This window comes from Bradyrhizobium sp. STM 3557 (assembly GCF_045571465.1).
In the GTDB taxonomy this organism is placed as follows: domain Bacteria; phylum Pseudomonadota; class Alphaproteobacteria; order Rhizobiales; family Xanthobacteraceae; genus Bradyrhizobium.
In genome coordinates this window covers 1,815,673-1,838,121 of sequence record NZ_CP120697.1, presented here as the reverse complement: position 1 = coordinate 1,838,121, position 22,449 = coordinate 1,815,673, and the positions used below count along the sequence as shown (strand labels likewise).

At 63.7% G+C, this 22,449-nt stretch carries 21 protein-coding genes; 12 read left to right on the top strand and 9 right to left on the bottom strand.

Going from position 1 to position 22,449, the window contains the following annotated elements; all coding sequences use genetic code 11:
- The first annotated feature begins 448 nt into the window (after nucleotides 1-448).
- On the top strand, nucleotides 449-2,437 hold the full coding sequence (locus tag P6U24_RS08350) for a TonB-dependent siderophore receptor (protein ID WP_407160392.1): 1,989 nt from the start codon (nucleotides 449-451) through the stop codon (nucleotides 2,435-2,437).
- 30 nt (nucleotides 2,438-2,467) lie between these two features.
- Here P6U24_RS08350 and P6U24_RS08345 read toward each other — a convergent pair whose 3' ends face one another.
- Nucleotides 2,468-3,409: an alpha/beta fold hydrolase gene (locus P6U24_RS08345; RefSeq protein WP_407158664.1), complete on the bottom strand. Its 942-nt coding sequence runs from the start codon at nucleotides 3,407-3,409 to the stop codon at nucleotides 2,468-2,470.
- Nucleotides 3,410-3,551: 142 nt separating this feature from the next.
- Between P6U24_RS08345 and P6U24_RS08340 the strand changes: the two genes are divergently transcribed.
- The 7 genes from P6U24_RS08340 to P6U24_RS08310 all read left to right on the top strand — a co-directional run bounded on the left by P6U24_RS08340 (nucleotide 3,552) and on the right by P6U24_RS08310 (nucleotide 10,770).
- Nucleotides 3,552-4,445 (top strand): LysR family transcriptional regulator, encoded by an 894-nt coding sequence (locus P6U24_RS08340; protein ID WP_407158663.1) that lies wholly within the window; start codon nucleotides 3,552-3,554, stop codon nucleotides 4,443-4,445.
- A 196-nt stretch (nucleotides 4,446-4,641) separates the two neighbouring features.
- A complete protein-coding gene (locus tag P6U24_RS08335) occupies nucleotides 4,642-5,385 on the top strand; it encodes a gluconate 2-dehydrogenase subunit 3 family protein (RefSeq protein ID WP_407158662.1) in 744 nt (247 codons plus the stop codon).
- A gap of 3 nt (nucleotides 5,386-5,388) precedes the next feature.
- On the top strand, nucleotides 5,389-7,167 hold the full coding sequence (locus P6U24_RS08330; RefSeq protein ID WP_407158661.1) for a GMC family oxidoreductase: 1,779 nt from the start codon (nucleotides 5,389-5,391) through the stop codon (nucleotides 7,165-7,167).
- The gene (locus tag P6U24_RS08325; protein WP_407158660.1) at nucleotides 7,160-8,404 is read left to right on the top strand and encodes a c-type cytochrome; all 1,245 of its coding nucleotides are present in this window, start codon (nucleotides 7,160-7,162) and stop codon (nucleotides 8,402-8,404) included. The genes P6U24_RS08330 and P6U24_RS08325 overlap by 8 nt, the downstream gene beginning before the upstream one ends.
- A gap of 300 nt (nucleotides 8,405-8,704) precedes the next feature.
- Nucleotides 8,705-8,932 carry a hypothetical protein gene (locus P6U24_RS08320; RefSeq protein ID WP_407158659.1) on the top strand — a complete coding sequence of 76 codons (228 nt, stop codon included), beginning with the start codon at nucleotides 8,705-8,707 and terminating at the stop codon, nucleotides 8,930-8,932.
- 154 nt (nucleotides 8,933-9,086) lie between these two features.
- A complete protein-coding gene (locus P6U24_RS08315; RefSeq protein ID WP_407158658.1) occupies nucleotides 9,087-9,641 on the top strand; it encodes a DUF4142 domain-containing protein in 555 nt (184 codons plus the stop codon).
- A 130-nt stretch (nucleotides 9,642-9,771) separates the two neighbouring features.
- A complete protein-coding gene (locus P6U24_RS08310; protein ID WP_407158657.1) occupies nucleotides 9,772-10,770 on the top strand; it encodes an SDR family oxidoreductase in 999 nt (332 codons plus the stop codon).
- 15 nt (nucleotides 10,771-10,785) lie between these two features.
- Here the strand turns inward: P6U24_RS08310 and P6U24_RS08305 are convergent, their stop codons facing one another.
- The 3 genes from P6U24_RS08305 to P6U24_RS08295 form a co-directional block, all read right to left on the bottom strand.
- Nucleotides 10,786-11,259, bottom strand: a complete 474-nt coding sequence (locus P6U24_RS08305) for a DUF6496 domain-containing protein (protein ID WP_407158656.1) — start codon at nucleotides 11,257-11,259, stop codon at nucleotides 10,786-10,788.
- Nucleotides 11,260-11,373: 114 nt separating this feature from the next.
- On the bottom strand, nucleotides 11,374-12,120 hold the full coding sequence (locus P6U24_RS08300) for a Crp/Fnr family transcriptional regulator (protein WP_407158655.1): 747 nt from the start codon (nucleotides 12,118-12,120) through the stop codon (nucleotides 11,374-11,376).
- Complete coding sequence (locus P6U24_RS08295; RefSeq protein ID WP_407158654.1) at nucleotides 12,120-15,287, bottom strand: CheR family methyltransferase; 3,168 nt, start codon at nucleotides 15,285-15,287, stop codon at nucleotides 12,120-12,122. Before P6U24_RS08295 ends, P6U24_RS08300 begins: the two co-directional genes overlap by 1 nt.
- A gap of 207 nt (nucleotides 15,288-15,494) precedes the next feature.
- Between P6U24_RS08295 and P6U24_RS08290 the strand changes: the two genes are divergently transcribed.
- Nucleotides 15,495-15,680, top strand: a complete 186-nt coding sequence (locus P6U24_RS08290; protein WP_407158653.1) for a hypothetical protein — start codon at nucleotides 15,495-15,497, stop codon at nucleotides 15,678-15,680.
- A gap of 16 nt (nucleotides 15,681-15,696) precedes the next feature.
- On the opposite strand, the gene P6U24_RS08285 is transcribed toward P6U24_RS08290, so the two are convergent.
- On the bottom strand, nucleotides 15,697-15,975 hold the full coding sequence (locus tag P6U24_RS08285) for a hypothetical protein (RefSeq protein ID WP_407158652.1): 279 nt from the start codon (nucleotides 15,973-15,975) through the stop codon (nucleotides 15,697-15,699).
- 5 nt (nucleotides 15,976-15,980) lie between these two features.
- Nucleotides 15,981-16,982: a chemotaxis protein CheB gene (locus P6U24_RS08280; RefSeq protein WP_407158651.1), complete on the bottom strand. Its 1,002-nt coding sequence runs from the start codon at nucleotides 16,980-16,982 to the stop codon at nucleotides 15,981-15,983.
- Between P6U24_RS08280 and P6U24_RS08275 the strand changes: the two genes are divergently transcribed.
- Entirely contained in the window at nucleotides 16,957-17,505 is a 549-nt protein-coding gene (locus P6U24_RS08275) for a response regulator (RefSeq protein ID WP_407158650.1), read from the top strand. The genes P6U24_RS08280 and P6U24_RS08275 overlap by 26 nt on opposite strands.
- Nucleotides 17,506-17,918: 413 nt before the next feature.
- Here the strand turns inward: P6U24_RS08275 and P6U24_RS08270 are convergent, their stop codons facing one another.
- The gene (locus tag P6U24_RS08270) at nucleotides 17,919-18,116 is read right to left on the bottom strand and encodes a hypothetical protein (protein WP_407158649.1); all 198 of its coding nucleotides are present in this window, start codon (nucleotides 18,114-18,116) and stop codon (nucleotides 17,919-17,921) included.
- Nucleotides 18,117-18,394: 278 nt separating this feature from the next.
- Here P6U24_RS08270 and P6U24_RS08265 point away from each other — a divergent pair, with 278 nt between their 5' ends.
- A complete protein-coding gene (locus P6U24_RS08265) occupies nucleotides 18,395-18,622 on the top strand; it encodes a hypothetical protein (RefSeq protein WP_407158648.1) in 228 nt (75 codons plus the stop codon).
- A 307-nt stretch (nucleotides 18,623-18,929) separates the two neighbouring features.
- Here P6U24_RS08265 and P6U24_RS08260 read toward each other — a convergent pair whose 3' ends face one another.
- Entirely contained in the window at nucleotides 18,930-19,430 is a 501-nt protein-coding gene (locus P6U24_RS08260; protein ID WP_407158647.1) for a ferritin-like domain-containing protein, read from the bottom strand.
- Nucleotides 19,431-19,605: 175 nt separating this feature from the next.
- Between P6U24_RS08260 and P6U24_RS08255 the strand changes: the two genes are divergently transcribed.
- Nucleotides 19,606-20,076 (top strand): NUDIX domain-containing protein, encoded by a 471-nt coding sequence (locus tag P6U24_RS08255; protein WP_407160391.1) that lies wholly within the window; start codon nucleotides 19,606-19,608, stop codon nucleotides 20,074-20,076.
- Nucleotides 20,077-20,094: 18 nt separating this feature from the next.
- Here P6U24_RS08255 and P6U24_RS08250 read toward each other — a convergent pair whose 3' ends face one another.
- Entirely contained in the window at nucleotides 20,095-22,416 is a 2,322-nt protein-coding gene (locus P6U24_RS08250) for an FdhF/YdeP family oxidoreductase (protein WP_407158646.1), read from the bottom strand.
- Nucleotides 22,417-22,449: the final 33 nt, after the last annotated feature.

Below are 22,449 nucleotides of genomic sequence, written 5' to 3'. Positions count from 1 at the left end.
AACGATCTCAGTGATCATCTCGTTCGAACAGTTCCAGACTGGAGGTATTCCAGCGCCATCCCCATCGTGCTGCGAAAACGGCTGCGATAGAGCGGGCCCACAAAAATCTTACCGGCCAAGCCGGCGCATCTTTAGGGCTCGCAGCGTGACACCAACATTCCACTCGCATTCCAGCATTCGACTTCTGTTGACCCAGACCATCTGCCTCGGCGCTGCCAGCACACTCGCGCTGTCCCTGCCAACCAGCGCCGCACGCGCGCAGATGTCGTTGCCACCCGTCAATGTCGATGCGCCGCAGAAGCGCGCGCGCCCCGTCGTGGCCCAGCCATCGCGGCGCACGGCGACGACGCGCTCTGCACGATCAAACGGCGCGGCACGCGCACCGCAGGCTACCTCGGCTGCCTCCGCATCGTCAGGCGCTGGCACCGGCGAGCGCGCCAATGGTCCGGTGCACGGCTTCGTCGCCACCCGCTCGGGCACCGCGACCAAGACCGACACGCCGCTGATCGAAACGCCGCAATCGGTCTCGGTCATCACGACCGATCAGGTCAGGAATCAAGGCGCGGTCTCGATCGGCGAAGCGCTGCGCTACACCGCAGGCGTCAGTGGCGATGTCAATGGCGGCTCGGATACGCGCTTCGGCGGTCTGCAGATCCGCGGCTTCGACATGACCATGCCCGGCCTCTATCTCGACGGCCTGCGCGTGCCCGCCAGCAACTACGTGCACTTCAACGGGCTCGAGCCTTACGGCGCCGAGCGGCTCGAAGTGCTGAAGGGACCGTCGTCGGCGATGTATGGCGGCAGCGGCACCGGGGGCATCCTCAACTACGTCACCAAGCTGCCGACGGCGCGAGAGTTCGGCGAGATCTCGATGTCGGGCGGCAGCTTCAACCGCTATCAAGGCCAGTTCGACGTGGGTGGCTCTGCCAACAAGGATGGCACCGTGCTGTGGCGCCTGACCGGCGTCGTCCGCGACGGTGAGACCCAGGTCGATTTCACCAAGGATAATCGCGTTTTCATCGCGCCGGCCGTCACCTTCAAGCCGAACGATGACACCACCATCACGCTGCTGGCGAACTATCAGCGTGACCAGGCCGGTTGGGGCCTGCAGTTCCTGCCGGCATCGGGCACAGTGTGGCCGAATGACGGGCGCATCATCCCGGTCAACCGCTTCGTCGGCGTGCCAGGCTTCGATGCGTTCAACACGGAGATTGCGACCGCCGGCTATCAGCTCTCGCATGACTTCAGCGACGACATCACCTTCCGGCAGAACCTGCGCTACGCCTGGCAGCACAATCTGGAGAAGGTGTTCTATGGCGGCGGCTATACCGACGAGCCTGCGGGCACGCTGGCGCGCTACGGCAGCACCAGCGTTTCGAACATCAATTCGTTCGCGGTGGACAACCAGCTGCAAGGCAAGTTCACGACCGGCTTCCTCAACCATACCACGCTGGTCGGCCTGGACTACCGCAACACCGATTTTCGAGACACCGCCTACAGCGTCACGACCTCGCTTCCGACCATCAATGTCTTTAATCCGGTCTACTCCTATGACTGGACCATCGGCAGCCTCAGCGACAATACCGGCATCAAGCAATCGCAGGTCGGGCTCTATGCGCAGGACCAGATCAAGCTGGGCCGGCTCTCGTTCCAACTCGGCGGCCGGCAGGATTTCGTCAGCACCCGGCACGATAATGGCATTGCCAACACGACGACATCGACCGACGCCTCGGCGTTCACCGGCCGGGCCGCCGTCATGTACAATTGCGACAACGGCATCGCGCCCTATTTCAGCTATTCCGAATCGTTCCTGCCGTTGCTCACACCCGGCCGGACCGGACAGTTGCTCAATCCCGAGACCGGCGTGCAATACGAGGTCGGCGTCAAGTATCAGCCGGTCGGCCTCAACGCGTTGTTCACGTTGGCCGCGTTTGACCTGACACGCGACAATGTTGCGGTCTACGTCCCCGCCGTCGGCTACTACGACCAGCTCGGCCAGGTGAAATCGCGCGGCGTCGAGCTGGAAGGCACGATGTCGCTCGCCGACGGCTGGAACCTGCGCGCCGCCTATGCCTATGTCGACGCCGTGGTCACGCAAGACCCGGTCAATGTCGGCAAGGCGCCGACCACGGTGCCGCTCAACCGCGCCTCGCTGTGGAGCGACTACACACTCGCGAGCGGGCCGCTCGCCGGCGTGCAGTTCGGCGGCGGCATCCGCTATGTCGGCGCGACCTGGGGCGACGACGCCAACACGTTCAAGGTCGGCGCCTCCACCGTCGGCGATCTCTTGCTCGCCTACAACAGGGACAATTGGCGCCTGGCACTGAACGTCACCAATGTCGCCGATACGCGCTATGTCGCCGCCTGCTACAGCCTGTCGGGCTGCTTCTACGCGGAAGGCCGCAAGGCGATCGCGAAGCTGACCTACCAGTGGTGATCGGCCGGACTCTCCGCTCGACCCGCCGCGTCAGACGTGCTGCCTGGCCATGAATACGAGAATGAGCGCGGCGATCTCGTCGTTCTTCTCATCCAGCGCGAAGTGGCCGGCGTCCAGCAGATGGATCTCGGCATCCGGCAGATCGCGGCGGAACGCTTCGCCGCCTGCGGCAATGAAGGAAGGATCGTTCGCGCCCCAGGCGATGAGGGTCGGCGGCTTGTGCTGGCGCAGCCACGCCTGCCAGGCCGGATATGAGGCGACGTTGGTCCGGTAGTCATAGAGCAGATCGGCCTGAATTTCGCGCTGGCCTGGCCGGGAGAGATGGGCGAATTCGTCGGTCCAGGTGTCCGGGTTATAACGTTCCGGATGGGAGGTGCCGAGCGTGTGCCGCTGCTCGGTGGCAGCCAGCGAGAGGAAGGTATCGACCACGCTCACATGCGCGTCCCGATCGGCCCAGTATTGCGCGATGCCGGCCCACTTGGCCCCCAGCCCTTCGGCATAGGCATTGGCGTTGGAAATGATCAGCGCCTGCAGCCGCTCCGGATGCGCCAGCATGATGCGGAAGCCGACCGGCCCGCCATAGTCGTGCAGGAACAGGCTGTACCTTGCAATACCCAGCTGCTCGAGCAGAGCATTGGTGGTCTCAGCCAGATGGTCGAACGTGTAGGTGTAGGACGACGGGGGCGGCGCGTCGCTGTGGCCGAAGCCGGGAAAGTCCGGCGCGATCAGATGGTAGCGCGTGGCAAGCAGCGGAATCAGCGTATCGAACTCGCGCGAGGACGACGGAAAGCCGTGCAGCAGCACGATCGTCGGCGCGTCCTTCGGCCCGGCCTCGCGATAGAACACGCCGACCCCATCGACGCTCGCGCGGTGATAGGTGGTGGTCGCACTCGTCGATTCCATGGGGGCAGCCTCCACGATATGTGCGGCAATGAATGCGACCGCGGCCGCAAGCAGCAATCGGACCTTCATTCTTCGTCACTCCGTCGCGACGCCCTGAGCAGATGAGAAAGCGCCGTTGCCGAAACAATGGGGTCGCAAGGCTTGGCCGGCCATATCCGATTTTCGGACAGTTTATGCTACGGATTGCAATAATCCCCCTGGAGCTGCCCACATGGACCGCCTCGATGCCGTGACCGTCTTTGTCGCCGTTGCCGAGCAGGAGAGCTTTGCGGCAGCGGCGCGCAAGCTGTCGCGCACGCCGGCCGCGGTGACGCGGGCGATCGCCGAGTTGGAAGCCAGCCTGAGCGCGCGCCTGCTCAACCGGACCACGCGCTCGGTGGCGCTGACCGAAGCCGGCCAGCTCTATCTCGAACGCGCGCGCAAGCTGCTCGCCGCGCATGCCGAGTTCGAAGGCGCGGTGCCCGACGATCATGAGCCGAGCGGCGTGCTGCATGTCACGGCTCCGGTCAATTTCGGTCGCCAGCACGTGATGCCGCTGTTGTACGATTTCCTGGGACGGCACCCGCGCGTCGATGCCCGGGTGCTACTGCTGGACCGTGTCGTCTCGATGGTGGAGGAAGGGCTCGACGTCGGCGTGCGGCTCGGCCGCTTGCCTGACTCATCGCTGCGGGCGACACGCGCGGGCAGCGTGAAGAGGGCGATCTACGCCAGCCCCTCCTACATCGCCCGGAACGGCCTTCCGGCCTCGCCGCCCGAATTGATCCAGCACAGCACCATCTCGGCCGGGGCCATTAATCCGCACGCCGATCGCTGGTCGCTCGAGGGCCCGAGCGGCACGTTGCACGTCGCCATCAAGCCGCGGCTGGTTGTCAACACCACGGAGGCCGCTGCCGATGCCGCTGCGGCCGGGCTCGGCCTCGCCTTTCTGGTGTCCTATCAGGCCGCGCAGCATGTCGCCGCCGGACGGCTGGTGGAGGTGCTGTCCGACTACAGCGTCGAGCAGATCCCGATCCAGATCATCCAGCCCGCCGGCCGGTTCACGCCAGCCAAGGTGCGCGCCTTCATCGACGAGATCGGCGCCGGCCTTCGGCGGCAGTTCGGTTGAGCGGCAGCACGTCGCGCTTTGTGCGCCGCACCCAATTCCGCTGCCATACCTTTGTACTGGCCCAGCACAACCGTCTGTTCACGCAAAACTGAGCGAGCGTGATCGAATTGCGTCCCACGTCTGTAATGACCGCGGCGGCGCAGCCGAGCGGAAAACGCACGGCTCCGAGCCTTGCGCGAACGCGACGAGGGGAATCATGAGGAACGACAAGGGCGGTCTTTCGATCTGTCGCCGCCAGCTATTGGCCGGCGCCGCGTATTTCGCGCTCGGCATCTCGCGCTCCGGCGCCACGATCATCCTCGATCATCTGCCATGGGCGCCCAATTCGGGCGACCCGCCACCTCCTGCAAGGCCGGGCCCCTGGCACTTCTTCACCGGTGAGGAAGGCCGCACGGTCGAAGCGCTCGCCGATCGCATCATCCCTCCTGATCCACAAACACCCGGCGGCACCGACGCCGGCTGCGCCGTGTTCGTCGACCGGCAGCTCGCCGGCCCCTATGGACGACAGGAAGGTCTCTACACCCGGCCGCCTTTCATGAAGGGGGCGAAGAACCAGGGTCACCAGTCCGAGCAGGGACCAGCGCAGCAATATCGCGATGGCCTCGCCGCGCTCAACGCGAGCTGCAAGGCCCAGCTCGGCAAAGCCTTTCACGAGCTTTCGGATGCGGACAAGGACCGCGTCCTGCATGAGCTCGAATCCGGAGAATTCAATTTCGACGGCACCGATGGCAAGGCGTTCTTCGCCCAAGTCGTGAAAGATGTTCAGATGGGCTTCTTCGCCGATCCGATCTATGGCGGCAATCGCGACCTGGTCGCATGGAAGATGATCGGCTTTCCGGGCGCCCGCTACAACTATCTCGACTGGGTCAAGCGCCACAACGAGCCATTTCCGTTGCCGCCCGTCGGCATGACGGGGCGTATCGAATGGACGCGGAGGTGATGCATGGCCACGAGATTGCCCAGGAAGGATGTCGTCATCATCGGGCTCGGCTGGACCGGCTCGATCATGGCCAACGAGCTCACCGATGAAGGATTGGAGGTGATCGCGATCGAGCGCGGCCCATGGCGCGACTCGGCGACGGATTTTCCGCCCACCTACATCCAGGACGAATTGCGCTATCGCGTTCGGCACGAGCTGTTCCTGCGGCCCGATCAACTGACCTTCACCTTCCGCAACAAGATGGACCAGACGGCGCTGCCGATCCGGAGTTGGGGCGCCTTCATGCCGCCCAACGGCGTCGGTGGCGGTGGCGTGCACTGGAACGGCGAGATGTGGCGCTTCCTCCCCTCAGACTTCGTGCTCAAGACGCACCTGACGGAACGCTACGGCGCCGCCTTCCTTCCTGAAGACATGACCATTCAGGACTGGGGCATCACCTATGACGAGCTGGAGCCGCATTACGACCGCTTCGAATATCTGTGCGGCACGTCCGGCACGGCGGGCAATCTGCGCGGCCAGATCATGGACGGCGGCAATCCCTTCGAAGGGCCGCGGTCCCGCCCCTACCCGACCCCGGCACAGCCACAGCCCTTCAGCCATACGCTGTTCGGCAAGGCCGCGCGCGAGCTCGGATACAAACCGTTTCCGCAACCCTCCGGCAATCTGTCCGAGGCCTATACGAATCCGCTTGGGCTGAAGATGGGGCCGTGCACCTATTGCGGCTTCTGCGAATGGTTCGGCTGCGCCAATTATTCCAAGGCGAGCCCGCAGACCACCATCCTGCCCTATCTGGTACGCAAGCCGAACTTCAGCGCCCGCGACAATTCGGAAGTAATCAGGATCAATGTCGAAAAGTCGGGTACGCGAGCGACCGGTGTCACCTTCGTCGATTCCAGCGGACAGGAGTGGGAGCAGCCGGCCGATCTCGTGATCCTGTCGGCCTACACGCTGTTCAACGTCCAGCTGCTGCTGCACTCGCAGATCGGCGAGCCCTATGACCCGGTCAAGGGCACCGGCACGGTCGGCCGCAACTACACGCACCAGACGATCTCGACCGTCAACGGCTTCTTCGATCCGAAGAAATTCAACTTCAATCCGTTCATCGCATCGGGCTCGATCGGCATGTGCATCGACGAGTTCAACGGCGACAATTTCGACCACGGGCCGCACGGCTTCGTCGGCGGCGGATATATGGGCCAGGTGCAGACCGGCGCCCGTCCGATCGAGAGCACGCTGGTCCCGCCGGGAACGCCGAAATGGGGCGCGGCGTGGAAGAGTGCCGTCAAGGAGAACTATCTGTCGACCGTGAAGCCGGGCACCGGCGTGCACGGCAGCTTCTATGCCTATCGCGATATCTATCTCGACCTCGACCCGACCTTCACGGATCGCTTCAATCGGCCGCTGATGCGGATCACGATGGATCTCAAAGAGAACGAGCTCAAGCAGAACAAGTTTCTGACCGACAAGTTCGCCGAGATCATCAGGGCGATGGGCGCGGACAAGCTCGCCGTGCAATACCGCACGGGCCCGTACGACATCACCACCTATCAGACCACCCACCTCAACGGTGGCGCGGTGATGGGGACCGACCGCAACACCAGCGTCCTCAACCGCTACTTGCAGAGCTGGGACGTGCCGAACCTGTTCGTGCTGGGCGCCAGCGCGTTTCCGCAGAATGCCGGCTACAACCCGACGCTCACCGTCGGCGCACTGGCCTATTGGGCTGCGGACGCGATCCGCAGCAAATATCTCAGGAGTCCCGGGAGGCTTGTCGATGCGTAAGCGCTTGCTGCTCGCCTTGGTCGCCTCCAGCGGCCTGCTGAATGCGATCGCCTCGTCCGCAGCTATCGCCGGCCCGCAGGATTTCCCGCAGGTCGAGCGCGGCCGCTATCTTGCGGTCCTCTCCGATTGCGCGAGTTGCCACACCGTGCCGGGCAGCAACCAACCATTCGCCGGCGGCCGCTCAATCGAAACGCCGTTCGGCAACCTCGTCGCGCCGAATATCACGCCCGATCTCGAGACCGGCATCGGCAGCTTGAGCGACGAGCAATTCGAGGCCGCCGTCCGCAAGGGCATCCGACGCGACGGCTCGCGGCTCTATCCGGCCATGCCCTACAATGCCTATACCAAAATGTCGCGCGACGATGTGCTCGCGATCCGCGCCTATCTGAACACGCTGACGCCGGTGCGCAACGCCGTCGTCGCCAACACGCTGCCGTTCCCATTCAATATCCGTACCGCAATGCGGGCGTGGGACGCGCTCTACTTCACCGAAGGCGAATACCGGCCGGACCCGAGGCAGTCGGCCGAATGGAATCGCGGCGCCTTCCTGGTCAATGGCCCCGGTCATTGCACCGCCTGCCATACGCCTAAGACGTTCCTCGGCGGCGACAAGACCGACCAATATCTGCGCGGCAGTTATCTGCAGGGCTGGTTCGCGCCCGACATCACCAATGATGCGCGCCTTGGTCTCGGTCGCTGGTCGAAGGAGGACGTCGTCGCCTACCTGCGCTCCGGTCATAATCGCATCACGGCCGCGACTGGGCCGATGGGCGAGGTCGTCACGCTCTCGACCTCCTACATGACGGATCCGGATCTCAAGGCCATCGCGGCCTATTTGAAGTCCCTGCCTGGGAAGTCCGAGGGACCTGGGCAGCTTAATGGGAACGAGCCGCCAATGGTTGCTGGAGCAGCCATCTTTCGCGATCAGTGCTCGGCATGCCATGGCCTGGACGGCAAGGGCGTCGCCGAGCTGTTTCCATCCGTCGCCGATTCCTCGATGGTCCGGTCCGACGATCCGACCACCTTGATCCGCATCATCCTCAGGGGCGCGCGAAGTGTCGCGACCGACGCCCAGCCCACCGCGCCCGGAATGCCGTCCTACGGCCGGCAGCTCGACGATGCTGAGATCGCGGCTGTTCTCACCTACATACGGAATAGTTCGAGTGCGGCAGCCGGCGCGGTCACTGCCGACCAGGTCTCGAAGGTCCGGCAGGATACCGCGACCCGGCCAGACTGAATCCGCCGCAACCCGCCATCGCACTGTTTTCCCGCGACGTAGCAGCACCGCCGATCGATGCCTCGCCGAAGCAATCCAGGCCTTCATCACCGATGACGGTCTGACTGATGCCGACGCGAACGCGATCGAACGGATGGGCATCAAGATCATCATTGCCACGTAGGGATGGCGGCCATCATTGGAACGCCGGCCATCACGGGCCGTTCTTCCTGATCGTCTGTCCACCCGCGGGTTCCACGGGCGCGGTGCACCGCCGCTGCTTGATGCGAGCCCCGTGGCAAGGCAACAGGAGATCACGGCATGAGCGATTCCCGTGACATCCAGCACGGTGTCAACGATCCGGTCAGCGGCGTCGACGTCAAGCGCCAGTTCAACGAAAACCAGACATCCCACGAGCGGGCGCAGCAGGCGGCCGACGTGCGCGCCATGCCGACCTCGGTGCCCGACGAGCCGTTCTTGCCCGAGCGGCTGCGGCGTCCGCCGACCGATCCGCTCAACGCCCGCACCGGCCGCAAGCCGACCGACTGACGCATTGGATTTGTAACAGCGGATTTGTAACAGCGCACTTGCCCGCCTCCGTTCCCGTAATAGGAACAAACAGCTTCGGAAGAAGGTTGACCAGGCACACCATTGCGCCGCGCCTCCGTTCGAGTGCCCGGCTTAGATCAGAGGGATCCGGATCATGAAACGTGTTGTCATCGCTGTGAGCTGCGTGCTTCTCGCGGGCCCCGCCCTTGCCCAGTCAGTAGGCGAAAAGACCGGGGTGAATTCAGCGCTCGGCGTGACGCCGAGCACGGCCGACTTCGTCAAGGAAGTCGCCACCAGCGACTTGTTCGAGATCGAATCGAACAAGCTGGGTGAGCAGAAGGGGACTGCCCAGGAGAAGACCTTCGCCCAGCAGATGGTGACCGATCACACCAAGACCAGCAACGAGCTGAAGAGCATGGTCGAAAGCGGCAAGATCAAGGCCACATTGCCGACGGCGCTCGACAGCTCGCACCAGAGCAAGCTCGACAAGCTCAGGGAGGCCTCGGGCAAAGATTTCAGCTCGGATTTCAATTCCTATCAGGTCAGCGCGCATAAGGATGCGGTCTCGCTGTTCGAGCGCTACGCCAAAGGCGGTGACAATCCCGAGCTGAAGGATTGGGCCGGCAAGACGCTCCCCACGCTCCAGCACCATCTCGAAATGGCGCAGGAACTGGGCAAGGCGCCAAGCGTCGGCCAGTCCAGCAAGTAACAAACACTGCTCAGCGATAACGATCCTGGCGCGCGCCAGGATCGTTGGTTCGTGAACGGCGGACCGTCGATACGTGGCAACGCGGCCCTGCTCCACGCGTTGGCGAGAGCGAACCAGCGGAGGAGCACACATGAGCAACAAAGATGAATCGGTGGTCTCGCGCCGGCGCGTCATGCAGTCGACGGGCGCGGCGTTCGCGGCAGCCGCCCTGCCCGCGACAGCGCAAGGAAACGAGCAGATGGCAGAGCAGGACCTGATCGATCCGACCGGCCGCTATCCCAAGCCTCCATTCAAGCGGCAATCGCAGCCCTGGCCAGGGTTGGCCAGCCAGATGGACCCGCCGCCGGATCATGGCGAGACCAGTTACAAGGGCTCGGGGCGACTGACGGGCCGCAAGGCGCTGATCACTGGCGGCGATTCCGGCATGGGCCGCGCCGCGGCCATTGCCTTTGCGCGCGAAGGCGCCGACGTCGCCATCAATTATTTCCCGACCGAGGAGCCGGATGCCCGGCAGGTGATTGCGCTGATCAAGCAGGCGGGCCGCGTCGGCTTGGCGATTCCCGGCGACCTGCGCGACGAGGCCTTCTGCAAGAAGCTCGTCGAGCAGGCCGCCAGCGGGCTCGGCGGCCTCGACATCGTGGTCAGCAATGCGGCGCGGCAGCAGGCGCACGACTCCATCCTCGACATCTCGTCGGAGGATTTCGACGCGACCATCAAGACCAACATCTATGCGCCGTTCTGGATCATCAAGGCGGCGCTGCCGCACCTCAAGCCCGGCGCCTGCATCATCGGCACCGCATCCGAGCAGGCCTACGATCCCTCTCCGGACCTCTACGATTATGCGCAGACCAAGGCCGCGACCATGAACTATGTGAAGTCGCTGGCGAAGCAGCTCGGGCCCAAAGGCATTCGCGTCAATGCGGTCGCGCCGGGGCCGATCTGGACTCCGCTGCAGGTCTCGGGCGGCGCCTCGCTGGAGAAGCTGGAGAAGTTCGGCGGCCAGACCCCGCTCGGACGCCCCGGCCAGCCGGCCGAGCTGGCCTCAATCTATGTGCAGCTCGCCGCGGCCGATGCGAGCTATGCCAACGGCCAAGTCTATGGCGCGGCAGGCGGTTCCGGACAGCCGTGAGGCGTGAAATTTGGCTCAGCGCATGCCGAGGGCGTTTTCCAACTGGCGCTTCGTCATCTTCGAGCGGCCCGCGATGCCGCGCTTCCTGGCGCGCGCATAGAGCTCCTGGCGGGTATGACCGTCGGCCTTGCGGGCCCGTGCATTGGCGGCGCGGCGGCCGCGCGCTGTGGTCTTGCGGGCATTGCGTCCACCCATGGCACGGGTGCTCTCGCGTCTGCGCGAGGCGCCGACGTGGGACTTGCCCTCCCGCTCCTGCTGCGCCGTGCGGCCCTTTGCTTCCTTGTTCTCGGTGCGCCGGAGATTCCGACGATTGCGCCGGCCGCTTTCATATTTCGACGCACCTGCCTCTTCGAGTGCGATCGCGATCGCCTGGCGTCGGTTCTTGACCTTGCCGGCCCTGCCAGCGCGGCCGCTCTTCAGTTCGCCATGCTTGAACTCGTGCATCACACGGCCGGTGATCCGCCGCTGTCGTGGAGACTGCTTTGCCATGCTCATCCTCCTTCGACTGAAGACCGCTCGTCGACTGAAAACCGCGGGCGGTGCGTGATGTTCCGCTCAGATGGCGCTTTTCCCGATGGCACGGCAGCCGGCCTGACGCTGCGATTATTCCAGCGCGACGTAATGGAGATAGTCGGGGTTGAACAGAGCTGCGCTCTTGAGCGCATCGAGATCGTTCACGGTCAACATACGATCGCGCAGCACGATCAGACCCGAGGAGCGCAGCTCCTGCAGCGTTCGATTGACGTGGACGACGGACAGGCCGGTCGCATCGGCCAGATCGAGCTGGGTGACCGGAAACGCGCAGGCGTGGCCATCCCACAGGCCGACCGGCCGGAGCCGCTCGATAAGCTCGCACAAGAGATGCGCGACCCGCTCGAAGGCATCGCGGCGTCCGAGATTCATCGTCCACTCGCGCTGGATCGCCGCATTGGACAGCGTCTCGCACCAGAACGCCTCGGCGAGCGTTCGATCGCTAGCGATAAAGATCTCGAAATGTTCGCGGTCGATCTCGGCGAAGGTGACGGGCGTCAGACACACGATCGAATGGTCCATCCGACGCAACAGGTAGATCAGAGCATCGCAGGTGTCGCCGGGCAGCGCGAAATTGACGATCTGGCGGCGGCCGTCCTCCAGCGCCTTGTAGCGGGCCATCCAACCAGTGAGAACGATGCGGATGCGATCGGCGGGATCGCCTTCGCATGACAGCTCCTGCCCCGGCGCGGCAACGATGACCCGGCCACGGACGAGGTGTTCGAGACGGTCAGCGGCTTCTGCCGAGATCTTCCGGAATGCGCTCAAGCGGCGGATGACGACGTCCGCCGTCCGCTCGCTCGTACGCGTCCCGGTCATCACTTCGCCATTGCGGGGCTCTGGACGATTCCCCGGCCCAACGGCAGCACGATCGTGAAGTGAATTCCGGAAGGATTGAACAGCAACGACGTCCTGCCCTTCAATTCGAAGGCCAGCGTCCGCTCCAGGATCTCCGTTCCAAATCCGGATCGTTTCGGCGGCTTCACCTGCGGCCCCCCCTTTTCTCGCCAATCAAAAATCAGTTCCGGCGAATTGACGCTATTGTCGATGCGCCAGTTGATCTCGACGCGGCCGGACGGCTGGCTGAGCGCGCCGTATTTCACCGCATTGGTCGCCAGCTCGTGAATGGCGAGCGACAGGGTTTCGGCCGCCTTCGGCTGCAGCCGCAATGTCGGCCCGGAGATGCGCACCTGCTCGCCTTCGCGGGCATGATAGGCCATCAGCTCGTCAGCAAGCAAGAATTCAAGATCGACGCCGGCCTCGGGATCACGCGTCACCGCCGCCTGAGTGCGGGCGAACGCGCTGAGCCTGCCATCGAGATGGGCCGCGTACTCGTCCACCGTCGAGCTCGTCTGCGCTGAACGGCGTGCGATCGAACGAACGACTCCCAGCGTGTTGCGCACGCGATGCTGCAGCTCGGCCAGCAGCAGGCGCTGGCGCTCCTCGGCGCGCGTGACCGCGGTGACGTCGATGAATGTGATGACGACACCGGCAATGAAATTGTCGATGCTGCGGTAGGGCAGCATGCGGACAATGTAGCGCGTGCCGGTGTCGGGCGCGATCAGCTCGCGCTCTGTGCTGGCCAGCGTCCGCAGCACCTGGCGGACGTCTTCGTAGAGCTCCTCGATCGGAACTTTAGCCTTGATGTGAGCGACCGGCCGGCCGACATCGGTCTCCACCAGGTGCAACACCTGAGTGATCGCCGGAGTGAAATTCATCACCCGCAGATTATTATCCAGGAAGACGGTGGCGATCTGCGTGCTCTCCAGGAAATTCTTCAGGTCGCTGGTCGCGCGCGTCAGCTCCTGGACCCGATGCGCAAGCTCGCCATTGACAGTGGTGAGCTCCTCATTGACGGATTGCAGCTCCTCGCGCGAGGTCTCGAGCTCCTCGTTGGCCGACTGCAGCTCCTCGTTCAGCGATTGATATTCCTCGTTTGAGGATTTGAGCTCCTCATTGGTGCTCTCCAACTCCTCGATGGTCGCCTGCAGGCGCTCGCGCGAGGCCCGAAGCTCGCTCTCCAGCCGTTCGACATGCTCGCTGCGCACCAGCGCGCTGTTGCTGCCGGACAGCCGCGTGGAGGCGCGCAATGGCCCTTCCTTGAATAGGACGATGAAGTTACGCTGCCCTTCCGGAGAGTCCTCGATCGGCTCGATCGTGATGGCGACCATCACGGTATGGCCGTTCACGCCGAGCGAGACCTGGTCGGTATGGACCGCCTCATTGTTCTCGCGCGCGCGGCTCAGCGCGGTGCGTAGCTCGAGCCTGAGGTCGCGGTGAACGAGGCTGAGCAGATCCAGCGTCGCGGCACCCGCGGTCGGCTCGATGAAGCGCCCTGTCCGCCCCGAGAAATGCAGGATGTGGAAATTGCCATCGGTGATGACATAAGCGGGCGCATAGCGCTCGGCGATCCGCTGCGCGCGCCGCTCGAGGCCGACATCCGGGCCAATGCTCCGAACCGGCGGCAGCTCGACCGGGACCCGCCCCGCCGCGGCCGTGATCGGAAACTCCGGCGGCAGACGCGTGCCCGTTTCGAGCTTCTTGAAGATCCGGGCGCGGCGATCGAGCGGGGCAAACAGCTTCGGATGCCGCGTCACATTCTCCGAATTGCCGAGGAAGAGGAAGCGGCCGGGCAGCAGGGAGAAGTGAAACAGCGGAATGACCCGGTTCTGCAGCTCGGCGTTCAGATAGATCAGAAGATTCCGGCACGACACCAGATCGAGCCGCGAGAACGGGGCGTCCTTGATGACATTGTGCTGGGAGAAGATGCACATCTCCCGCAGCTCCTTGACGACACAGTAAGTGTCGCCCTCGCGCACGAACCAGCGCGCCAGGCGCTCGGGTGGAACGTTGGCTTCGATATCGGTGCGATAGCGCCCGACCCTGGCGGCGGCGAGCGCGCGGCCGTCGATATCGGTCGCAAAGATCTGCACCGTGGGCGGCGAGTCAAGCCTCGCCATGTGCTCGCGCAACAGGATCGCGATCGAATAAGCCTCTTCACCGGTGGCGCAGCCCAGCACCCAGACGCGCACCTGCTGGCCGGCCTGCTTGCCCTCGAAGATCTGCGGCACCACCTCCTTTTCCAGCAATTCGAACTCGCGCTTGTCGCGGAAGAACTCGGTGACGCCGATCAGAAGATCATTGAAGAGGTGCTGGACCTCGTCCTTGTCGTTGCGCAGGAAATCGACATAGGACGAGATCTGGTCGATCTGCACCACCTGCATCCGGCGCTGGACGCGGCGCAGGAAAGTATTCTGCTTGTAGCCGTGGAAATCGTTGCCGGTCTTGTTGCGCAGGATGTCGGCGATGCGGCCGAGCGAGGCGGCCGCCGCCGCAAGAACCTCGTCAAAACCCTGCCGCTCCTCAAGCCGGCGCAGATGCCGGGCGTAGACCTCGATATGCTCCGGGATATCCTCCGCGGCGAGCACGAAATCCGCGATCGCGGCGGCCGTGCTGCTGTCGGTCAGTTCTTCGCCGTGCTGGCCGGCAACATGCTCGGCAATCGCCAGGCCGCCATGGTCCTTGAGCGTTGCGACGCCGAGCGTTCCTTCCCCGCCCGTTCCGGACAGGACGACGCCGATCGACTGCTCGGCGCGCTCCTCGGCCAGTGACACCAGGAAACTGTCGATGGTGGCCCGCTCGCCCGGCGCCTGCTCGGCCGATCGCACCGAAAACCGGTCGCCCTGCAGCGTCGCGATCATGTTCGGCGGGCACAGATAGATCGTCCTGCCCTGGATCTCGGCGCCGTCCTGGAGCATCTCCAGCCGCACGCCATCGAGCGGCCGCAGCACATTGCGCAGCCGGGACTCGTCCAAGGCCTCGCGCATCTGCAGCACGAGCACGGCCGAGAGATCATTGCCGAGCGCGAGCTTCGAGAGGAAACGCTCGAGGCTCGCCGTATTGCCGGTGGAGGCGCCGACGCCAATGATCAACGGCCGCCGCGCTTTGGCGGCTTCAGCCGGCTGGAGTTCTCCACCATGGGTCATTTCGGGCCGTATCTTATTGCGCTGCAAGGAACAACGCTGTACGTTTAATCCAATCAATTTGCGAGCGGAATAGCAGTTCCCCTGGGTACCACATCTCGCTGTCGACGCCGGATATGAGCCGGGCGTCGGTCCGTGCCGAATAGCAAATATCTTCATTCGGACGCTACCAGGATGACGCCCAGACCACTCACCTTGCCCGTATTGCAGATGCAGCTGGATCAGCTGATGCCGGGTCAGGGTTTGCATCTGCCTATGGCGGAGGTCGACCGCATGTTCGGGCTGAACGACGTGGCAAGCGGACGCATCGGGAATTTCGCCAAGGGTCACCACTGCGCTTTCGCGTGGTCAGATGCCGGCGTGCAATTCCTGAAGTTGCCTGCCCTCGATCGTTGAACACGCCCATGCAGTCCTATGTCTCCCCGAGCCTCGCGCTGAGGTGAGCCAGCCTTTCCACGATCAGGCGGCGGTGCCGCTCCCACTCCGCCAAGGTTTCGCGCAGCAGTGCCGCAAAGCGCTCCGCTTCCCCGGTCGGTCTGCCGGTTTCTTGCAATGTCGAGATCAAGTGTTCCTGGTTGAGCAGACGCACCCGGCCGGCGAGAATATTGATGTCCGCCTTCCAAAGCTGAGTTTCCTCGAAATATTGTTCAGCCGTAATCTGTTCGCGAGAATACGGCGTGGGATTCGGCATGCCGGTCATCCTCGCATTGGCAATGGATCGAGCGATTTGAGAACGGCCTGCCGGATCACCTCGGAATATCTCCGATATTCCTCGGCCCTGGCCTCGTACATCTCCGCGACAGCCGATCGGCCGTGCCGCCGCGCATCTTCCGCCATTCGCCGGACCAATTGAACCCGCTCGTCGATGATGCGCAAGGCGACCCGCATGGCCTCGTCGATGCGGCTTTCCTGCTCCTTGGCCAGCACGTCCGCACCAAAGGCATGCCCGACCTGACAGCGAAACCGTAGAGGATGTTCGGCCTTCAGGGCGGACAGGACGCCGCCGCAGCTCGGGCAAGTGAGCGCCGCGGGATTGGCGATGGTGGACAGCGCCTCACTATCGATCCGCTCTCCCGCGGCGATCTGCACCTCGAGCTGAATGTCGGGCGGCACCGGTCCCGCCTCGCCGGCTTGGCCGCTCGCCAGCTCCGCAAGCACGTCGCCGATCTTGGCGCCGGCCACGCAGAAATCGACCGAGCTTGCCTCCAGTGCGCGGCGCGGCATCTCGTCCGCCAGCGCGTCCGAAGGCTCCTGCACGACGGCCAGGCCGCCGCACCTCTTGATGGCCTCGAGGCCTGCCGCGCCGTCGGACAAGAACCCGCTCAGGACCACGCCGATCACCCTCGGCCCGTAGGCCAATGCTGCGGAGCGGAACAGGGCATCGATGGCCGGACGGACCATGTTCTCACGCGGGCCCCGGCCGAGCACGAGGTGCCCTTCCACGATCAGCAGGTGATGATCCGGTGCTGCGAGATAAATCGTACCATGCTCGATCGCAAGCCCGTGCACGGCCTGTTTCACCGGGAGCCGCCCCGCAGCGGCAGCGACCGTCGACAAGATGCCGATCCCGCGCGCGGGAATGTGCAAGACGATGAAGACGGCCGCCGGAATATCGGCAGGCAAGGACCCGAGGATATCCTTCAGCGGCGCGGTCGCCCCCGATGAGCCGCCAATGACGATGATGTCGCGGTTAGGCAACGCCTGTTCCTTCTTGCGATCGATGGTTCGGGAACCCTGCTCCTGCTATAAAGTTGGTCAACAAGCCCCAGATCATGGGGTTGTTCCTAAAGGTTCAGCCGCCGGACAGCAGGAGAGCTTCATGCCACAGAATGCTGCCACCGCACGCAATGCTGCAGAATCCTTCGCCGGGCGGAGCGTCCTCATCATCGAGGATGAGTACTTTCTGGCGGATGATCTCGCCAACGAATTCGCGCGGCGAGGCGCCGAAATCATCGGTCCGCTCAACCAAGTCGCAGAGGCGATAGAGCTATTGAAATCGGGCGCAAGGATCGATGCCGCTTTGCTCGACATCAACGTCAGGAATGAGCGGATCTTCCCTTTGGCCGATGCTTTGCGCCAGCGCAACATCCCCTTCGTCTTCACCACCGGCTACGACAAAGACTGGGTTGGTCCCGAATTCGCCGATGTTCCTCTCTGCGAGAAGCCGCTCGATCTGCCCGCCGTCGTCAATTGCCTGGCCGGACTGATGCCGCGGTCTTGAATCGTGCGACACGGGGGAACCATCAACTTTCCTGCCATTCCCTGACCCGCGACGGCAGCTCGAACACGAACTGGCTGTCATTGCCGCAACCGCCGCATCGATAGAAATGCCGCTCATAGGCATCTTCGCGATGCAGCTGTCGGGGTTCGACGAAGGCCAACCGCATGCCAAGCTCACAGCGCGGGCAAGTTCGATAGTCGAATTCCGAGGTTCCGGTCATAGAGCTGCTGATCATAACTGGATATCGCGCTTGTTCGGGGCCGCCGCCCACAAGGTGTTTCGGCGGCCACATAAGTTGCCCATCGGACACTGTCACTGCGTCCGATGTGAGCGAGCGATCAAAGCGTGGGAATGTACATCGCCAAGCCCCCGGTCCGGCACCACGATAAATCGATCTCAGTTCTATCGCTGTTCTATCGCTTCAACATTTCGTCGAGCTGAGCCACGGCTTCAGCCTCGCGCGCGCGCTTCAGCAGCCGTGCCTGATCTACGCCGGGCGGCAGCTGCCTTGCAGCAGCCCGCGCCTCGCGCGCCGCTCGCAATAAACGCTCACTCAGAGGTGTGTCTTGCTTGAAGCGACGGCGCTGCTTCTTCGAACCGTTCGTTGTCATGTACAATATCACAACCTACGCGTCCAAGCCATACTCAATCTAAGGTGGGCCGCCTGCTTGCTGCATCAACATAAGTGAATCAGGGGCCCTGGCATCTGCATGATCCTGCAAGGATTTCTGTAAGCATCGGATAGGAACGTCCGCCTCCAGATCTGATTGAGCCACGCATCAATCTCGAAGGAGTGCAGACATGCAGAAGACGTTGATAGCCATGATGCTGGCCGCCTCGGTTGCGGTCGCGTCATTTGGTGCGGCCTTGGCACAAGGTGGAGGCGGCGGTGGTGGTGGCGCTGGCGGCGGTGCTGGCGGAGGAGCCGGTGGCGGCGCAGGCGCGGGAGCTGGTGGTGCCGGGGCCGGAGCCGGCGGAGGTGCCGCGGGTGGAGCGGCCGGCGGAGCGGGATCCGGCGCATCGGCCGGAACGGGAAGCGGGTCGGGCAGCGCCGGCGGCGCTGGAATCGAGCACCCTCAGCGTGGCGGTCAGGGCGCTGCGAGCCCGCGCGGAATGAGGAACGAGACGACGCCTCGGCAATAGTCACGCCAAAAAATACCACGCTTCTTGGTCCTACGAGCCGGGATGGAAGCGGCCAGATGGGCCAAGAAGCGCGAGTTCAGGGAGGTTCACGATCTGGTAGTTGGGCGACTCTTGTTTGGGCTTGGTTGGCTCTGATCCAGCGTCTGCACTCGCCTGATTACCTTCATTCCTACTAAGCTCATGACTGTCCGATTGGTCCTGACGGCCGCGGAGCTCTCCGTGCCCGCAGTTTGTCACGGCGGCGGCAGGCCAAGTCCGCGCCACCGCCGACTTTGCGCCGCTCAGGCGGCCTGGCGCTGCTCGTGCTGCAGATAGGCCATGGTGACCTTCTCGACATTCGCGTCGATCCATTCGGCCATCCGTTCCTCTTCCTTCAAGCAGGCTTCGAGGGGAGCCCGCGCCTCGTTGACGCCGGCAGCCCCGCAGAGCGCAAGCAGCGACTTGTAGGCGGCGATCTCAAAGTGCTCGAATGCATTGTTGGCGAAGGTGTTCTTCAAAATCTCATCCCCCGCCATCGCATGTCCCATCGCCATCAGGTTGGCGACGGCCGATTGAGCCGTATCCTTGAGGCTGGAAGTGCTTTCGCCGCATGCACCCAGGCATTGCTCAAGCCGGCGCAGTTGCTCATTGGTTTCCTGCAGATGCATCTGCACCTTCCCTTTCACATCCGGATAGTCGTCCAGGCGCTCCGACTGGCGCTCCATCAGCTCGCGCGCCTGAATTTCCATCGCGTGCGCGTTGCGAAGCCCGGTAATGAAGATGTCTCGTGCCGTGTTGCTCATCGTTGTGATCCTTATCGCCAACTGGCGTTGTCATCGATGTCCGCCCAACCGGCTGTGCGTTCGATTGTTCCTAATCGTTCATGATCGGCGACGAACCAGCTGGACAGCGCTATTCTCGACCGTGCCGTCATTGCGGGACCAGTCCACGCGCAACGAGCAACAGGTGGTGAGCAACATGCCCTCCAAGAGCGCCGGCATCCTCGCGTTTCGGCGGACCGCGAAACAGCTCGAAGTGCTGCTGGTTCATCCGGGCGGCCCGTTCTGGCGCAACAAGGATCTCGGCGCCTGGTCGATCCCGAAGGGCGAATACGAGGCGGACGAAGATCCGGAAGCGGTGGCGCGCCGCGAGTTTCGCGAAGAACTCGGCGTGGACATGACTGCGACGCTGCGTCCGCTCGGCGACATCAAGCAGAAAGGCGGCAAGATCGTCACGGCTTTTGCCGGCGAAATCGATATTGAGACCACGAACATTCAAAGCAACACGTTCGAAATCGAGTGGCCGCCGCGCAGCGGCCGCAAGCAGACATTTGCAGAGGTCGACCGCGCCGAATGGTTCGATCTCAGGGCCGCGGGCGCCAAGATCAACGCGGCGCAACGCAGCTTCCTCGACCGTCTCGCAGCGCTCAACGATGCAGCGAGCGGCTAGCCTATCCAAGCGGCTCGCCTAGATCACCCGTGCTTCACCTCCACCGCGATCGAGTGCTACCCGCACCGGAATCGATTTCGCGGCCGGAGTCTTGCTCTTCTCCTCGTGATGCCACAGCGGAAGCAGCGGATTGCATTCCGGATAGTAGCCGGCGATGCAGCCCTCCGGCAGGTCATAGCGGACCACCCGCAGGCCGCCGACCTTGCGAACCACGCCGTCATCGACCGCGGTCGACAGCATGACCACGCTGCCCTCCTTCAGGCCGAACCGCTCGATGTCGTTGGCGTGCATCAGCACCACATGCCTGGAGCCGAAGATGCCGCGGAAGCGATCGTCGTAGCTGTAGACCGTGGTGTTGAACTGGCCGTTGCTGCGCAAGGTGATGAGTTGCACGACATCGCGCGCCTCCGCCGGCGTGTCGATGTCCGTCGTCAGCGACTTCGGCACGATGAAGTTGGCCTTGCCGGTCTTGGTATTCCACTTCCGATGGCGTGCGGCAAGCGGCCGGTGGAAGCCGCCTGGCTGCCACATCCGTTTGTTGAAGTCGTGGAAGATATCCGGATAGGTCGCGGCAATGGCATCACGCACCTTGCTGTAGTCGGCGACCCATTCATCCCAGGGAATGGTCGACTTCGACGGCACGGTCGCCTTGGCGAGCTCGGCGACGATCTTCGGCTCCGACAACAGATGCTCGCTCGCGGGGTACACCTGGCCGCGCGAGCCGTGCATGCAACCGGTCGAATCCTCCATGGCGACAGCCTGCGGGCCGCTCGCCTGCTGATCGATCTCGATCCGCCCCAGGCACGGCAGGATGTAGGAGACCTCGCCATGCACCAACGCGCTGCGGTTCAGCTTGGTGAGAATGTTGACGGTGAGCCGCAGCTTGCGCCAGGCCGGCTGCACGACATTGTGGTCCGGCACCGCGCGCACCAGATTGCCGCCGAGCATGACCATCGCGCGGACCGAGCCCTTGACGATGCCCTCACAGGCCTCGACGATATTAACGCCCTTCTTCTGCGGCACATCAATGCCGAACAGCTGCTTGATCTTGTCCGACGGCACCTTGTCGGGCTTTTCGGTGATGCCGACCGTGCGCTGCCCCTGCACGTTCGAGTGGCCTCGCACCGGGCAAATGCCGGCACCGGGACGACCGATATTGCCGCGCATCAGAGCGAGGTTGACCATGGTCTGCACGGTCTCGGCGCCCTTCTCGTGCTGCGTGAGCCCCATGCCGTAGATGAACATTACTGCCTTGGCATGCGCGTAGACATGGGCCGCAGCCTCCAGCGCGCCGCGCGTCAGGCCGGATCGCCGCTCGATCTCCGGCCATGGACATTCGCGCACGGCAGTCGCGAAGTCGTCCCAACCATGGGTATGCTCGCGGATGAAGTCGTAGTCCATCACCGCATTGGGCTCGCCTGCCGCCTCAAGCTCGAACAATGCTTTGGCGATCCCCATCATGGCCGCGGTGTCGCCACCGGCCTTGACCTGGTGATATTGCGAGGTGATCCGCGTCGACGAGCCGCTCAGCATCTCCACCGGCGACTGCGGATTGGTGAACTCGACCAGGCCGCGTTCGCGCAAGGGATTGAAGGTGACGATCGGCACGCCGCGCTTCGATGCTTCCTGCAGCTGATGCAACATGCGCGGGCTGGAGGTGCCGACGTTCTGGCCGAAGAAGAAGATGCAGTCGGTCTTGGCGAAATCATCGAGCGTGCAGGTGCCGACGGGAACGCCGATCGATTCCGGCAAAGCGGCTGACGTCGTCTCATGGCACATGTTGGAGCTGTCCGGCAGATTGTTGTTGCCGTAGGCCCGCGCGAACAGGCTGTACATGAAAGCCGTTTCCAGCGACGCGCGTCCCGAGCTGTAGAACACGACACTGTCAGGCGCCAGCGCCCTCAGCTCCTTGCCGATCTCGGCGAAAGCGTCCTGCCAGCTCACCTCGACATATTTGTCGGAAGCCGCGTCGTAGCGCATCGGATGGGTCAGCCGGCCGGCGGCCTCCAGATGGTGATCGTCCCAGCGCTCCAGCTCCTTGACGGTGTGCTGCGCGAAGAACGCCGGCGTGACGCGCTTGTGGGTGATTTCCCAGGTCGTCGCCTTGGCGCCGTTTTCGCAGAATTCGAATACCCTGGGATCGGCGGGCTTGGCCCAGGCGCAGCTGACGCACATGAAGCCGTCGGGCTTGTTCTGCTTCAGCAGCACGCGCGGACCGCGGAAGGGAACGTGATCCCGCGCCAGGCTCCGCGCCAGAGACTTGACGGACCCCCAGCCGCCGGACGGATGATCATAGGCCTTAACTTCGAGCTCGTCGCTCAGCTTGCGTTTGGCGGTCATGACGATCCCTCACCTTGTCCGGTCGGTGTGCGC